Here is a 13,132-nt window from a genome sequence, read left to right as displayed (position 1 = left end):
GGCAGGATCGACGACGTGACTGATCAACGCGCTCCTCTCGATCCTGTTTCCGCCGCCATCGCCGACAGCGGGGTCGTCGCCGTCCTCCGCGCCCCGTCCGCCGACGGGTTCGCCGCGGTCGCCGACGTCCTGGTCGCCGCCGGGGTCACCGCCCTGGAGATCACCCTGACCTCGCAGGGCGCGCTGGAGGCGATCAGCGGCCTGCGCCGGCAGCTGCCGGAGACGGTCGTGATCGGCGCGGGCACCGTGCTCACCGAGGACGACGCGAAGGCATCGGTCGACGCGGGCGCCTCCTTCCTGGTGGCGCCGGTCAGCGTCCTCGGCCCGCAGCCGGTGCCGTTCTACCCCGGCGCGTTCACCCCCACCGAGGTCTACACCGCGCACCGGGCCGGAGCGCCGGTGATCAAACTGTTCCCGGCCGGCGGCCTCGGCCCCGGTTACCTCAAGGACCTCCGCGGCCCACTGCCGGACGTGCGGATCATGCCCACCGGCGGCATCGGCCTCGACGACATCGCCCAGTGGCTCACCGCCGGAGCGGTGGCGGTCGGTCTCGGTGGCCCGCTCATCGGTGACGCCGCCACCGGTGGCAGCCTCACCGCCCTGGCCGCCCGGGCCCGCCACGCGGTCGACGCCGTGACCTTCGCACGCTCATGAGCGGGCTCCTCACCCTCGGTGAGTCGATGGGCATCTTCGTGGCCGACGGGATCGGCCCGCTGGAGCACGCCCGCGGCTTCACCCTCGGCGTCGCCGGCGCGGAGAGCAACGTCGCCATCGGTGTCGCCCGCCTCGGCGGTTCCGCCACCTGGCTCGGCCGGCTCGGCCCGGACTCCACCGGCGCGCTCATCGAGGCGAGATTGAAAGCCTTCGGGGTACGGGCCATCGCGATCCGCGACACCGCCCACACCGGACTGATGATCCGATACCAGCGGTCCGGCCAGTTCATCCAGGCCGACTACCACCGCGCGGGCAGCGCCGGCTCCCGGCTCACCCCCGCCGACATCCCGCGCGACGAGATCCGGCAGGCCCGGATCCTGCACGTCACCGGCATCACCCCGGCACTGGGTGACACCTGCCGGGCGGCCGTCTTCCACGCCGTCGAGGAGGCCCGCGCCGCCGGCGTCCCGGTGTCGGTGGACGTCAACTACCGCGGCAAGCTCTGGTCCCGGGCCGACGCCGCCCCCGTGCTGCGCGACCTGGTCGGCCGGGCCGACATCGTGTTCGCCGGCCCGGACGAGGCGGCCATCTTCGTCGACTCCGGCGACCCCGCGGACGGGCTGGCCAAGCTGGGCCCGTCCGAGGTCGTGGTCAAGGACGGGGCCCGCGGGTGCGTGGCGCTGATCGACGGCGAACGGCGGACCGTTCCGGCGCTGCCGGTGACGGCGATCGACCCGGTCGGCGCCGGGGACGCGTTCGTCGCCGGCTATCTGGCCGACCGTCTGGCCGGTGCGGACGCCGGGCAGCGGCTGCGGACGGCGATCGCGGCCGGCGCGTTCGCGGTCACCGTCCCGGGCGACTGCGAGGGCCTGCCGAACCGGGCCGAGCTGGCCGCGCTCACCGGCGGCGACATCAATCGGTAGGAAGTTGGTTAGGACCACGGGGCGGGCGGGTACGGATTCCACAACGGCGAATTCATCGATTCGAGGAGGCCGTTATGCAACCGACGCCGTTCACTCCGTGGGCCTGGCGTGAGCCGTCGGCCCTGGGCAATGACCCGGTGACCGCGGCGAGCGCCGACGAAGACGGTACGACCGGCGTGGACCTGGTCGGCTACAAGGTCGAGGCCACCGATGGGCACATCGGCTCGATCGACAAGGCCAGCTACGACGTCGACGACTCGTTCCTCGTGGTCGACACCGGACCGTGGATCTTCGGGCGGAAGGTCCTCCTCCCGGCCGGCACGGTGCAGACGTTCGACCACACCGAGCGGAAGGTCTACGTGGACCGTACGAAGGAGCAGATCAAGAGCTCTCCGGAGTACGACAAGGACACCTTCGAGACGGCGCAGTACCGTCAGCAGGTCGGCGACTACTACACCGGTAGTTACCGCGACTACCCGCGCTGACCGCCCCGGTCCCGCCGCCCCGCCCGTCACCCCCACGGGCGGGGCGGCGTACGTCTGTCAGGGGACGATCACCACGGCGCCCCGCACCCCGCCCCCGGCCAGCCGCTCGTGCGCGGCCGCCGCGTCGGCGAAGGAGTGGACGGCGGCGACCCGGAGCGGGACGGCGCCGGTGGTGACGAGCGTGACCAGCTCGCTCAGCCGGGCGCCGTCCGGCTCCACCTCGAGCGCGAACGTCCGGATGCCCCGGACCGGCTCCGGGCGCAGCGGAGGCGACGCCGCCACGTAGCCGCCGCCGTCGCGGACCAGGTCCAGCAGCGAGCCGCCGAGGACGGCCAGGTCCACCACGGCGTCGTACGTCCCGGTGGGCTGCTCCGACCGCTCCAGGAACGCCGCGCCCAGCGACTCGACGAACGCCCGGTCGCCCGTCCCGGCCAGTCCCGTCGCGCGTAGGCCGGCCTGCCGGGCCAGCGCCAGCACGAACCCGCCCACCTGCCCGGCCGCCCCGGTGACGAGCACCGTCGCGCCGGTCGGAAGAGCCAGCAGGTCGAGGGCCTGCGCGGCGGCGAGGCCGTTGGTCGGGAGGGTCGCCGCCTCGGTGGCGGGGACACCGGCGGGCGCGGCGGTCAGCCAGGCGGCGTTCAGCACCACGAACTCCGCGTGCGCCCCCGACATGGTCCGCAGCCAGGGCGTGAACCCGACGACCCGGTCACCGATCGCGAATCCGCCGGCTGCCGGGCCGACCGCGTCGACGGTTCCGGCCACGTCCCAGCCGGGTGTGTAGGGCGGCGAGGCCGGCAGCGGCGCGGGGAACCGGCCGGAGCGGACCATCACGTCGACCGGGTGCAGCACGGACGCGGCGACCCGTACCCGGACCTGCCCCGGGCCCGGCTCGGGCACCGGCACATCGGCGACCTGCAGAACCTCGGGACCGCCGAACTCCGCGTAACTGACAGCGCGCATGACCTGACTCCTTCGTGGTGTTTCCCGAACACCACGAACGTACGGATCTGCGGGCACTATGAGAAAGTAGGTACCTTTGAGTGCCTAGGGCACCGGTGGAGGGTGAAGATGGCGACGACGACCGCGCAGCAACGCCGTGAACAGGCCAAACGGGAGTACGACGCGTTCCTCGACGCCTGCCCCACCCGCGAGCTGCTGAGCCGGCTCACCGACAAGTGGGTGGCGCTGGTCGTCCCGGCGCTCGCTGCCGGCCCACTGCGGCACAGCGAGCTGGCCGCCCGCATCGCCGGCGTCAGCCAGAAGATGCTCACCCAGACGCTGCGCGCGCTCGAGCGCGACGGCCTGGTCACCCGCACCGTGACCGCCGCGGTGCCGGTCCGGGTCGACTACGCGCTGACGCCGCTCGGCCAGGAGCTGTTCCCCGTCATGATCGCCATCAAGAGCTGGGCGGAGACCCACATGGACCGGGTCTTCGAGGCCCGCGCCGGCTACGACGCCTCGGCCGGTCACGGGGCAGCGTGACGGATTCCCGCCGACCTATGCTGTGGGCGGTCGTCACTTCGGGGGGAATCGTAGATGTCACGCGCGTTCAATGTGATCCGGATCGGTCTCGTTCTGTCGCCGCTTCTCGTGGTCGGCGCCGCCGCCGCGCCGGCGTCGGCAGCCTCCTGGGGCGACGCCTACGCGGGCGCGACCAGCGTCAGGTTCGAGGCCGACCGCAACGTCGTCAACAACGTCGTCATCACCCGGTCGGGACGGACCGTGACCATCGACGACCGGGTCAGGATCAAGCCGGGCCGGGGTTGCAAGCAGGCGTCGGGCGACATCACCAAGGTTCTCTGCACGACCACGCAGGCGCCCGTCACGGTGTCGGTCGACCTCTGGGAACTCAACGACACGGTGCTCAACAAGAGCGATCTGAGGCTGGAGGCCCAGGGTGGGCCCGGCGCGGACACGATCGTCGGCGGGCCGAAGGCCGACAGTCTCTACGGCGATGCGGCCTTCGCGCAGTACGGCAACGACAAGATCTACGGTGGTGGCGGCAGCGACTTCATCGCCTCTGGTGACGGTTCCGACTTCGTCTCCGGCGGCGACGGGAACGACTCCATCCAGGGGGACACCGACTACGTCGACCCGAAAGCCGGCCATCCCGGCAACGACGTGATCCACGGCGGCAACGGCGACGATCACCTGTTCGACGTGGGTGGCACCAACTGGCTGTTCGGCGAGAACGGCAACGACGGCCTCGTCGGCGGCACCTACCGTGACACCCTGGACGGTGGGCCCGGCAACGACACCTTCCGTGGTGATTGGGATCCGGCGAGGTCCGGGGCGGATGTGTTCCGTGGCGGGGCCGGTGTGGACGAACTGCGGTACGACGGCAACCGGCCCGTCACCGTCGACCTGGACGGCGCCTCCGGCGACGACGGGGCGGCAGGCGAGCGGGACAGCGCCGGCGCCGACATCGAGAACCTGATCGGTGGGCGGGGCAACGACACCTTGATCGGCAACGCCGCGCGCAACGAGATCGAAGGTGCCGAGGGCAACGACACCATCATCGGCGGCGCCGGCGACGACCAGCTGCGCGGATCGGAGGGCAACGACCGGTTCTGGGGTCTGGACGGCAACGACACGATCGAGACCGGCAGCGGCGTCAACCGTGCCGACGGCGGCCCGGGCACCGACACGTGCATCTCCCGGGTGCTCGAGGACGCCATCATCTCCTGCGAGGATCACCGCCCCTGGTGACGGCGGATCACTCGCCGAGCAGGCCGGTGAGGACGCGGGACACCGTGTCCTCGAAGCCGGGCGGCGGCGTCAGCGGGCCGCCGGTCAGCGCTGCCGCCAGGTGCGGGTGCCGGCCGGCCGCGATCACATGGGCCAGGTACGCGCCCTGCCGCTGCCGGCCGCCGGAGCCCGCGGTGATCTCGTTGAGGGCGAGGGCGGCGGTCAACGTGTTCATCACGGCGAACGCCTCCAGTTTGCGGCCCGTGCTCGCCGGGTGCCCGGCGAGCACGGCGAGGACGTGTTCGAGCAGGTCGGCGCCGTGCGGGCCGAGGGCCGAGCGGGTGAGGACGAGTTCCGGCAGCCAGCCGTGCCGCAGCATCAGCGCGTGTCCCTGCCGGCACACCTCGAGCAGTCCGGGCAGCCAGGGGCCGGCCGGCGTGGGCAGCTGATATCCGGCGGCCACCTCGTCGGCCATCAGATCGAGCAGGTCGTCGCGGCTGTCGACGTAGCGGTAGAGCGAGGCCGCTCCGGTGCCCAGCTCGGCGGCGACCCGGCGCATCGAGACGGCGGCGAGGCCCTCCCGGTCGGCCAGGGCGATCGCGGCGGCGGTCACCTCTGCCCGGGTGCGCTCGGCGGGGCGGCCCACCCCGGTGCGCCGTTCCCGTAGCCATACCGGCACCGCCTCCATGTCACCCCTCTCGTTCGCGTCACTCTACCCTTACGATTACGGTGTTCGCGAACGACGTACTCGAATAGGCGAGGTGGCGATGACCAGGACCCCGTACACCGCACGCAATGGCGACGTGCACCTCGCGGCCGACGACCTCGGCGGCGCCGGAGGCGAGCCGTTGCTGCTGCTCATGGGACTCGGCGTCTCCCGCTACTGGTGGCCCGACGGCCTGGTCGCCGCGCTGATCGACGCCGGGTTCAGCGTGGCCTCGTTCGACGGCCGGGACTCCGGTGGCTCCACCCGCTTCGACGACGTCCCGGCCGGCGGCCCGGTGAGCGGGCTGCTGCGCCGGAAGCCGCTCGCCTACACCGCCGAGGACATGGCCGACGACACCGTCGCCGTGCTCGACGCGCTCGGCTGGCAGCGCGCCCACCTGTTCGGCGTCTCGCAGGGTGGTCTGGTCGCCCAGCGCACCGCCCTGCGGCATCCGGACCGGGTGCACACGGTGACCTCGTACGCCGCCGTGCCCAGCGATGCCAGGGGCGCCGCCGTGCTGCGTTACGTGCGCCTGCCGTTCCTGGCCCGGCTGGCCCGCATGCGGCACCCGGAAGGCCGGGACGGCGACATCGCGGCCGGTCTGGACCTGCTGCGGGCGGTGGCCTCCCCGGGGTACCCGTTCGACGAGGCGGACGCCCGCCTGCGGGTGGAACGCGAACTCGGCGCCGGACTGCCCAGCGGTGTCCGCGACAGCCGCGCGCAGGCCCGGCAGACCAGCGCCACCTGGCACGGGCCCCGCCTGCGGCAGCTGCGCGTGCCCACACTGGTGCTGCACGGCGAACGGGACCCGCTGATCCGGCCCGCCGCCGGCCGGCGGATCGCCGCGGCGGTTCCCGGCGCCCACTACGCCGAACTACCCGGCACCGGCCACGACCTGCCCCGTGAGATCTGGCCCACGGTGGTCCGCGAGATCCGCGCCCGGGCCGGCTGAGCGATGCGGGAAGCCCGGCCCGGCCGAGGCGGACAGGTAGTCGTCGAGGCGGGCGGCGCCGGACAGCATGGCGCGGCCGCGGGCGGTGAGCCGGTCCTGCCACTGCTCGATCGAGGCGGCGAGCGGACCGGCCCCGCCCGCGGCGCGCACCTGCTCCAGGACGCCCGCGATGTGTGCGAGGGGGTAGCCGCCCCGGCGCAGCAGGTGCGCGAGTTCGGCGTCGCGGACATCATCCGGCGAATACACCCGGGCGTTGCGAACGCGGGCCGGCACGAGGATCCCGGCGCGTTCCCATTTACGCAGCGTGGCCGGGGTGACGTCGAGCCGGTGGGCGAGCACGCCGACGGAGACCGGCCGGTCCGGCGCCACCGCGGCGGCCGGGGCGGAGACCAGGGCGGAGACGGCGGAGGCGACCCGCCGCACGGTCTCCCGGTCGCGGTGCAGCCGCACGTGGGCGGTATCGATCACGGCGAGCGCGGCGGCGACGTCGGCACGGAGCACCGCGCGCATGATCTCGGCGGCGGCGCGGTACCCGTACCCCGGCAGAAGCGCGACGTACGCGCCGAGCGCGCCCACATGATCGTCGGTGTAGACCCGGTAGCCGCTGGCGGTGCGCCGCGCCGGCGGGATCACCCCGGCGTCCTCGTAGTTGCGGACGGCCTGCGCGGACAGCCCGTGCGCCCGCGCCAGATCCACCGGCCGGTACACCCCGTTTTGAGACCTCAGCGCGCTCTCCCCAGGTCGCTGCGACGAAAGTTTCAACCGCTGGTTCAACGATACGGTTGAGGTCATGGCTTTCGACACCGAGCTCCTGCTGTCCCTGACCGCGCGACGGCCGCTGATCCTCGGGCTGGGCGAGCCGACCCACGCCGAGCCCGCGTTCCCGCGCCTGCGCAACCGCCTGCTGGAGACCCTCGCCGGGCAGGGCTTCCGCTCGATCGCGATCGAATCGGACCGGGCCGCCGCGCTCGCCGTCGACGACTACGTGTGCGGCCGGCGCGACGACGTGCACCTCGGCGGCCCCTACACGCACGAGGTGGATCTCGGATCCGGCCTCACCCACGGCTTCGGCCTGCTGCCCGCGAACCGCGAGCTGATCGACTGGCTGCGCGACCACAACACGGCGCACGAGCACATCACGTTCCACGGCTTCGACGCCCCGGTGGACGTCACCGGCGCCGCCAGCCCCGGCCCCTACCTGCGGGAACTCCGCGATTACCTGGGCGTTCCGGCGCCCGAGCTGGACGATCTGCTGGGCGACGAGAGCCGCTGGACCGACCCGGCGATCATGATGTCGGACGCGACGCGATCTCCCGGGCGGTCACCGGAGGCTGCCGCGCTGCGCAGTCTTGCGGAGGATTTGAAGAACCGGTTGTACGGCTACGCGCCCCGGCTCCACACGGACTCCGCGTCCCGTTCCTGGTATCGGGCACAGGTGCTGGCGTCGACGGCGATCGGCCTGCTCACCTACCACGCGGCGATGGCCGAGCCGATGCCGCTGTCCGACCGGATGTCCCGCCTGCTCGGGGTCCGGGACGCCCTGATGGCCCGCAACCTGCTCGACATCGTCGCCCACGAACGCGACCGCGGCCCGACCCTGGTCTTCGCCGCCAACGCCCACCTGCAACGGCATCCGAGCAGCTGGACCGCGCACTGGGACGGCCAGGACGTGCGCGCCGAGTGGAACGGCGCCGGTTCGATCGTGTCCGCCCTGCTCGGCAACCGGTACGTGTTCGTCGCCGGCAGTCTCGGCGCCAGCCCGTCCCTGGGGCTGGACACCCCCGGCCCGGGCACGTTCGAGGACGGCCTCGGCGCGGAGACCGGCCTGTTCACCCCTGCCGTTGTCGGCGGTGGCCCGGCCCCCCTCGACGACACCGGCCAGGGCGGCCCGGTCACCCGTGACGACACCGCCAACGGCTGGCCGTCGTTCCCGCTCGACGCCGAGACGGTCGCCGGATGTGACGCGATCCTGCACGTCGGCTCCGGGCCGGGGGCGGCCGACGCGGCCCGGATCAGCGGTCTCCCGGGCGTGACCGAGACCCGGATCGAGCCGGGTTCCGAGATGCCGCCGTACACCTGGGGTGACCGCTTCTTCTTCGCCGGGGAAGACCGGATGCGCCCCTTCGCGACCATCGTGTACTCCGACGTCCCGGACTTCGACGAGCGCTCGCGACTGTCCGGGCCGGGCCGCTACCGGGTGAACGTGGAGGTGGGGCGGGACGAGTTCCGGAAGCTGTTCGGGTACGGCCCGGAGGAGTTCGCCCAGCACAGCGCCGAGATCGACTTCGCCGAGCCGGACCGGCTGCTGCCGCATCCGGCCTACGCCGTGCAGGGCTGGGCGAGCGTCGTCAACCCCGGCCCGGCCACCGCCGCCGACCTGGACCGCCTGCTGACCCGGGCCCGTTCCCGTTCGTGGGCACGGGAGCAGCGCCGGTCGTAACCCCACTCGGCTGGTTCTCATGGCTGTCTCAGCACCGCTGAGACAGCCATGAGAACCAGCCGGACAAGATCTGACCGTGACCATCGCATTCGGCCCGCAGGGTGCGGACGGTCCGGACCGGCGCCTACCTGTTCCGGAGTGTCACGGGACCCTGCGTGGCCCGTACGACGCAAGGGGTTGACCGGATCGTTCCGCCTCGCGGCGTGATGGTGCCTTCAGCCGGGGCGTGCCGCGGCGTTGAATCGAACCATGACCAACGCGCTCGTCGTGATCGACGTTCAGGAATCGTTCCGTGCCCGGCCGCTCTGGGCGACCAACAGCAACCCCCGGATCTTCGAGAACGTGCAGCGGCTGGTGGACGCGGCGCGGGCCGCCGGCGACCCGGTGATCTGGGTGATTCACTCCGAACCGGGCAGCGGTGGTGTCTTCGACCCGGAGAGCGGCTTCGTCCGGATCGTCGACGATCTGAAGCCGGCGGCCGGGGAGCCGGTGCTGACGAAGACCGTGCACAACGCGTTCACCACCACTGACCTGCAGCATCGCCTGACGGTGGCGGGCGTTCGATCGATCACGGTCTGTGGCATCCGCACCGAGCAGTGCGTGGAGACGACAGCGCGGTTCGCGTCCGACCTGGGGTACGCGGTGACGTTCGCCGTCGACGCCACCGCCACCAACCCGATCCCGCACCCGGACGCGCCCGCCGATCAGACCGTGGAGCAGCTGCTGGCCGACCCCCGTACGCTGTCCGCCGAGGACGTGGTGGCCCGCACCGTCTACGCGCTGTCCGGCCGCTTCGCCACCGTCAAGACCGTCGCGGAGATCATCGGGGAGTGACCGGATCGTGAGCAGGGTGCTGTTCGTCCTGACGCCGCAGGTGCACCTGCTCGACCTCGCCGGTCCGGCCCAGGTGTTCTCGACGGCGCCCGGCTACGAGCTGTCGTACGTCGCGGAGACCGTACCGGTGCCGACCTGGCAGGGCCTGCCGCTGCAGGCGGACACCGCGTGGCCGGAGCTGACCGCGGACGATCTCGTGCTGGTGCCCGGCTGGCGCGACGGTTTCGGCTTCTTCGCGCCGGGCACGTTGCGCCGGATCGCCGCGCATCACGCCGCCGGCGGCACCGTGGCCAGCGTGTGTGCCGGCGCCGACGCTCTGGGCCGGGCCGGCCTGCTCGCCGGCCGGCGCTGCACCACCCACCACGATCTGCAGGACCGGCTGGCCCGCCGCTATCCGGACGCGACGGTGATCCAGGACGTCCTCTACGTCTGCGACGACCGGGTGGTCACCTCGGCCGGCATCGCCAGCGGCATCGACCTGGCCCTGCATCTGGTCGCCCAGCGGCACGGCCCGGCGGTGGCCGCCCGGGTGGCCCGCGAGATGGTCGTCTTCGCCCGGCGCAACGGCGACGAACGCCAGCACAGCGCCATGCTGCGGCATCGCGCCCACCTCAGCGACGTGGTGCACCGGGTCCAGGACCGGATCGACGCGGACTTCGCCGCCGCCCTGCCGCTGGCCGAGCTGGCCGGCGGCGCCGGCGTCAGCGAACGTACCCTGACCCGGCTGTTCACCGCCGCGACCGGGCGCACCCCGCTGCGTTACCAGCAGGTGCTGCGGGTGGAACGCGCCGAGTACCTGATCGGCCACGGCGCGACCGCGGAGGCGGCGGCCCGCGCGGTCGGTTTCACCGACGCACGGATGCTGCGCCGCCTCCGGACTCGCGGTCCCGACGGCGTGTGGAGTTCGGGCGCGCATGACGGCCGAACTCCACACGCCGAAGACCGTCAGTGATCACTGTCCGGTCTGCCGTGCCGGGGCATCAGGAAGGTCAGGCCGAACGCGGTGACCAGCAGCAGGACGGCGATCCCGGCGGTCCGGACGGTGGTGTCCTGGAAACCGGCGCGCACCTGCTCGGCAGCCGCCGGTGAGAACTCCACGTTCCGGCAGGACGCCGGGACGACGTCCGGGTTCTCCTCGGCCACCCGTTCGGTCAGGCAGGTCCGCAGCCCGGCGGGGGCCGAGGCGTCCACGTGGTCGCCGACCGCGCCGGGCAGCAGTGCGAAGAACATGGTGCCGAGCACCGCGATCCCGAACGCGCCGCCGAGCTGCTGCACCGAGGTGATCGCCCCGGAGGCCGAGCCGCTCTCCTCGTCGTCGACGCCGGCCAGCACGATGCCGAAGAACGGCGCCATCGCCAGGCCCATCCCGATGCCGAGCAGCAGCAGGGCCGGGCTCAGGTGCCACGGGGTGATGTCCGCGCCGGCCAGGTGCACCGTGCCGGCGAAGACGCCGGTGCCGAGGATCATCACTGACGTGCCGATCTGCAGCAGCGTTCGGCCGAGCCGCTCGGCGAGGCCGGCGCCGGCGACGATGAAGCCGGCCACCATCCCGAGCGCCTGCGGCAGCGTGGTCAGGCCCGCCTTGAGGGGTGTGTAACCCAGCCCGATCTGCAGGTAGAACGTGATGATCAGGCCGGTGCCGATCAGCGCGGCGAAGAACATCAGGCCCAGCGCCAGGCCACCGGTGAACGCTCGCTTGCGGAACAGGCTCGGGGTGACCAGCGGGTCGAGGCCGCGCTTGTCCCGTCGGCTCTCGTAGATCGCGAACAGGCCGAACGCGGCAACGCCGAGGGCCAGCATGGCGAACATCCACACCGGCCAGTCCATCTCCCGGCCCTGCACCAGCGGGAACAGCAGCAGGAACGCGCCACCGGCGGCGAACAGCACGCCGAGCCAGTCCAGGCGCGGCGCCCGCTCGAGGCGTGACTCGGGCAGGAACGTGAGCGCGCCGATCACGGCGAAGACACCCAGCGGCAGGTTGATGAAGAAGATCATGCGCCAGCCGGAGCCGAAGTAGTCGGCGGCGACCAGCCAGCCGGCCAGGATCGGGCCGCCGACCGAGGAGAGACCCATGACCGGTCCGAAGGCGCCGAACGCCTTGGCCCGCTCGGCCGGGCCGAACATCTCCCGCATCATGCCCAGGCCCTGCGGCAGCATCAGCGCGCCGAACAGGCCCTGCACGGCCCGGGCGGCGACCAGGAACCCGGCGCCCGGGGCGAGCGCGCAGGCCAGCGAGGCGAGGGTGAAGCCGACGGCGCCGACGAGGAACATCCGGCGCCTGCCGTAGATGTCGCCGAGCCGGCCGCCGGTGAGCAGGCCGATGGCCATGGCCAGGGTGTACGCCGCACCGAGCCACTGGATCAGGCTGTAGGACCCGCCGATCTCGGCGCGGATGACGGGCCCGGCGATCGTGGTGACCAGGGAGTCGAGGAGATCCATCACCTCGACTGCCAAGATCACGAAGAGAGTGATCCAGCGATAGCGGTACGGCTGGGTTTCAGGCGGTTTGGTCTGAACACTGTTCGTTGTCACGAACACCGTTCTAGTGACGAACGCTGTTCGTGTCAACTAGATTAGTCGGCGATGAAGAGCTCCCCATGGCAGCCGCTCCCCGACCGGCGCCCCACCCGCGCCCCGCTCGACCGCGAGCAGATCGTCGACGCCGCGCTGCGGATCTCCGACGCCGAGGGCACCGACGCGGTCAGCATGCGCAGGGTCGCCGCCGAGTTCAGCACCGGCCCGTCCAGCCTCTACGCCCACGTGGCGAACAAGGACGAGCTGCTGCGCCTGATGTTCGACCGGATCGTCGGCGAGATCGAGCTGCCGCCCCACCAGCCGGAACGCTGGCAGGAGCAGCTCAAGGAGCTGATGCGGGAGACCCACCGGGTGATGCTGGCGCACAACGACCTGTCCCGGGTGGCCCTCGCCATGATCCCCAACGGGCCGAACGCGCTCCGCGCCTCCGAATGGATGCTCAGCCTGACGATCAAGGGCGGCCTGGCACCGGATCTGGCCGCCTGGGCCAACGAGCGGATCTTCCTGTACGTGACAGCGGACGCGTACGAGAACTCCATCCGGCGCGCCCAGTACCGCCACCTCAAACGTCCCAAGGAGGAGGTGGAACGGCAGGTCAGAGGTGAGATGCGGGAGTTCTTCCAGAGCCTGCCCGCGGATCGTTTCCCCGCCCTGAGCCGGCACGCCGAGGCGATGATCTCCGGCACCACCGCCGCCCGTTTCGAGTTCGGCCTGGACCTGCTGGTCGACGGCCTGACCCGGCACATCACCGGATGACCGGCGGGCGCCACCATCCTGATCGACAACCGGGACTTCACGGCCCCGCGCATCCTCCGCGATTGAACCCCGGTCATTCGTCCTCCCGCGGGGGACTTCTTCTCGGCCGTCCGCAGTCCCGGGCACCCGAGAGTGCCGACGAAGCGGCCGCATGGGCAA

The 13,132-nt window shown here is 72.3% G+C and carries 14 protein-coding genes; 10 read left to right on the top strand and 4 right to left on the bottom strand.

Annotated elements, in window-relative coordinates:
* Nucleotides 1–15: 15 nt before the first annotated feature.
* The 3 genes from ACZ3II_RS13925 (at nucleotide 16) to ACZ3II_RS13915 (ending at nucleotide 2,062) form a co-directional block, all read left to right on the top strand.
* Nucleotides 16–654, top strand: coding sequence for a bifunctional 4-hydroxy-2-oxoglutarate aldolase/2-dehydro-3-deoxy-phosphogluconate aldolase (locus ACZ3II_RS13925; RefSeq protein WP_465518003.1), 639 nt, complete (start codon nucleotides 16–18; stop codon nucleotides 652–654).
* Nucleotides 651–1,577 (top strand): sugar kinase, encoded by a 927-nt coding sequence (locus tag ACZ3II_RS13920; RefSeq protein WP_465518002.1) that lies wholly within the window; start codon nucleotides 651–653, stop codon nucleotides 1,575–1,577. The genes ACZ3II_RS13925 and ACZ3II_RS13920 overlap by 4 nt, the downstream gene beginning before the upstream one ends.
* A 74-nt stretch (nucleotides 1,578–1,651) precedes the next feature.
* Nucleotides 1,652–2,062, top strand: a complete 411-nt coding sequence (locus ACZ3II_RS13915; RefSeq protein ID WP_465518001.1) for a PRC-barrel domain-containing protein — start codon at nucleotides 1,652–1,654, stop codon at nucleotides 2,060–2,062.
* Between the two features lie 57 nt (nucleotides 2,063–2,119).
* Here ACZ3II_RS13915 and ACZ3II_RS13910 read toward each other — a convergent pair whose 3' ends face one another.
* The gene (locus ACZ3II_RS13910; protein WP_465518000.1) at nucleotides 2,120–3,022 is read right to left on the bottom strand and encodes an NADP-dependent oxidoreductase; all 903 of its coding nucleotides are present in this window, start codon (nucleotides 3,020–3,022) and stop codon (nucleotides 2,120–2,122) included.
* A 108-nt stretch (nucleotides 3,023–3,130) separates the two neighbouring features.
* On the opposite strand from ACZ3II_RS13910, the gene ACZ3II_RS13905 reads away from it, so the two are divergent.
* Together ACZ3II_RS13905 and ACZ3II_RS13900 are read left to right on the top strand one after the other, a co-directional pair.
* On the top strand, nucleotides 3,131–3,544 hold the full coding sequence (locus ACZ3II_RS13905; protein WP_465517999.1) for a winged helix-turn-helix transcriptional regulator: 414 nt from the start codon (nucleotides 3,131–3,133) through the stop codon (nucleotides 3,542–3,544).
* A 54-nt stretch (nucleotides 3,545–3,598) separates the two neighbouring features.
* The gene (locus ACZ3II_RS13900; RefSeq protein WP_465517998.1) at nucleotides 3,599–4,771 is read left to right on the top strand and encodes a calcium-binding protein; all 1,173 of its coding nucleotides are present in this window, start codon (nucleotides 3,599–3,601) and stop codon (nucleotides 4,769–4,771) included.
* A gap of 7 nt (nucleotides 4,772–4,778) precedes the next feature.
* On the opposite strand, the gene ACZ3II_RS13895 is transcribed toward ACZ3II_RS13900, so the two are convergent.
* Entirely contained in the window at nucleotides 4,779–5,438 is a 660-nt protein-coding gene (locus tag ACZ3II_RS13895) for a TetR/AcrR family transcriptional regulator (RefSeq protein ID WP_465517997.1), read from the bottom strand.
* A gap of 79 nt (nucleotides 5,439–5,517) precedes the next feature.
* Between ACZ3II_RS13895 and ACZ3II_RS13890 the strand changes: the two genes are divergently transcribed.
* Nucleotides 5,518–6,408 carry an alpha/beta fold hydrolase gene (locus tag ACZ3II_RS13890; RefSeq protein WP_465517996.1) on the top strand — a complete coding sequence of 297 codons (891 nt, stop codon included), beginning with the start codon at nucleotides 5,518–5,520 and terminating at the stop codon, nucleotides 6,406–6,408.
* Here ACZ3II_RS13890 and ACZ3II_RS13885 read toward each other — a convergent pair.
* Nucleotides 6,331–7,116, bottom strand: coding sequence for a MerR family transcriptional regulator (locus ACZ3II_RS13885; RefSeq protein WP_465517995.1), 786 nt, complete (start codon nucleotides 7,114–7,116; stop codon nucleotides 6,331–6,333). The two genes, ACZ3II_RS13890 and ACZ3II_RS13885, sit on opposite strands and share 78 nt — an antisense overlap.
* Before the next feature lie 82 nt (nucleotides 7,117–7,198).
* On the opposite strand from ACZ3II_RS13885, the gene ACZ3II_RS13880 reads away from it, so the two are divergent.
* The 3 genes from ACZ3II_RS13880 to ACZ3II_RS13870 all read left to right on the top strand — a co-directional run bounded on the left by ACZ3II_RS13880 (nucleotide 7,199) and on the right by ACZ3II_RS13870 (nucleotide 10,634).
* Nucleotides 7,199–8,848, top strand: a complete 1,650-nt coding sequence (locus tag ACZ3II_RS13880) for a DUF6194 family protein (protein WP_465517994.1) — start codon at nucleotides 7,199–7,201, stop codon at nucleotides 8,846–8,848.
* Between the two features lie 249 nt (nucleotides 8,849–9,097).
* Nucleotides 9,098–9,682 (top strand): cysteine hydrolase family protein, encoded by a 585-nt coding sequence (locus tag ACZ3II_RS13875; protein ID WP_465517993.1) that lies wholly within the window; start codon nucleotides 9,098–9,100, stop codon nucleotides 9,680–9,682.
* A 7-nt stretch (nucleotides 9,683–9,689) separates the two neighbouring features.
* Complete coding sequence (locus ACZ3II_RS13870) at nucleotides 9,690–10,634, top strand: GlxA family transcriptional regulator (RefSeq protein ID WP_465517992.1); 945 nt, start codon at nucleotides 9,690–9,692, stop codon at nucleotides 10,632–10,634.
* Here ACZ3II_RS13870 and ACZ3II_RS13865 read toward each other — a convergent pair.
* The gene (locus ACZ3II_RS13865; protein WP_465517991.1) at nucleotides 10,628–12,142 is read right to left on the bottom strand and encodes an MFS transporter; all 1,515 of its coding nucleotides are present in this window, start codon (nucleotides 12,140–12,142) and stop codon (nucleotides 10,628–10,630) included. The two genes, ACZ3II_RS13870 and ACZ3II_RS13865, sit on opposite strands and share 7 nt — an antisense overlap.
* A gap of 123 nt (nucleotides 12,143–12,265) precedes the next feature.
* Here ACZ3II_RS13865 and ACZ3II_RS13860 point away from each other — a divergent pair, with 123 nt between their 5' ends.
* Complete coding sequence (locus ACZ3II_RS13860; protein WP_465517990.1) at nucleotides 12,266–12,973, top strand: TetR/AcrR family transcriptional regulator; 708 nt, start codon at nucleotides 12,266–12,268, stop codon at nucleotides 12,971–12,973.
* The last annotated feature ends 159 nt before the right edge of the window (nucleotides 12,974–13,132 follow it).

The organism is Actinoplanes sp. NPDC019969, assembly GCF_055562375.1.
The sequence above is the reverse complement of the archived record's forward strand: the minus strand, read 5'-3'. Positions and strand labels throughout refer to the sequence as shown.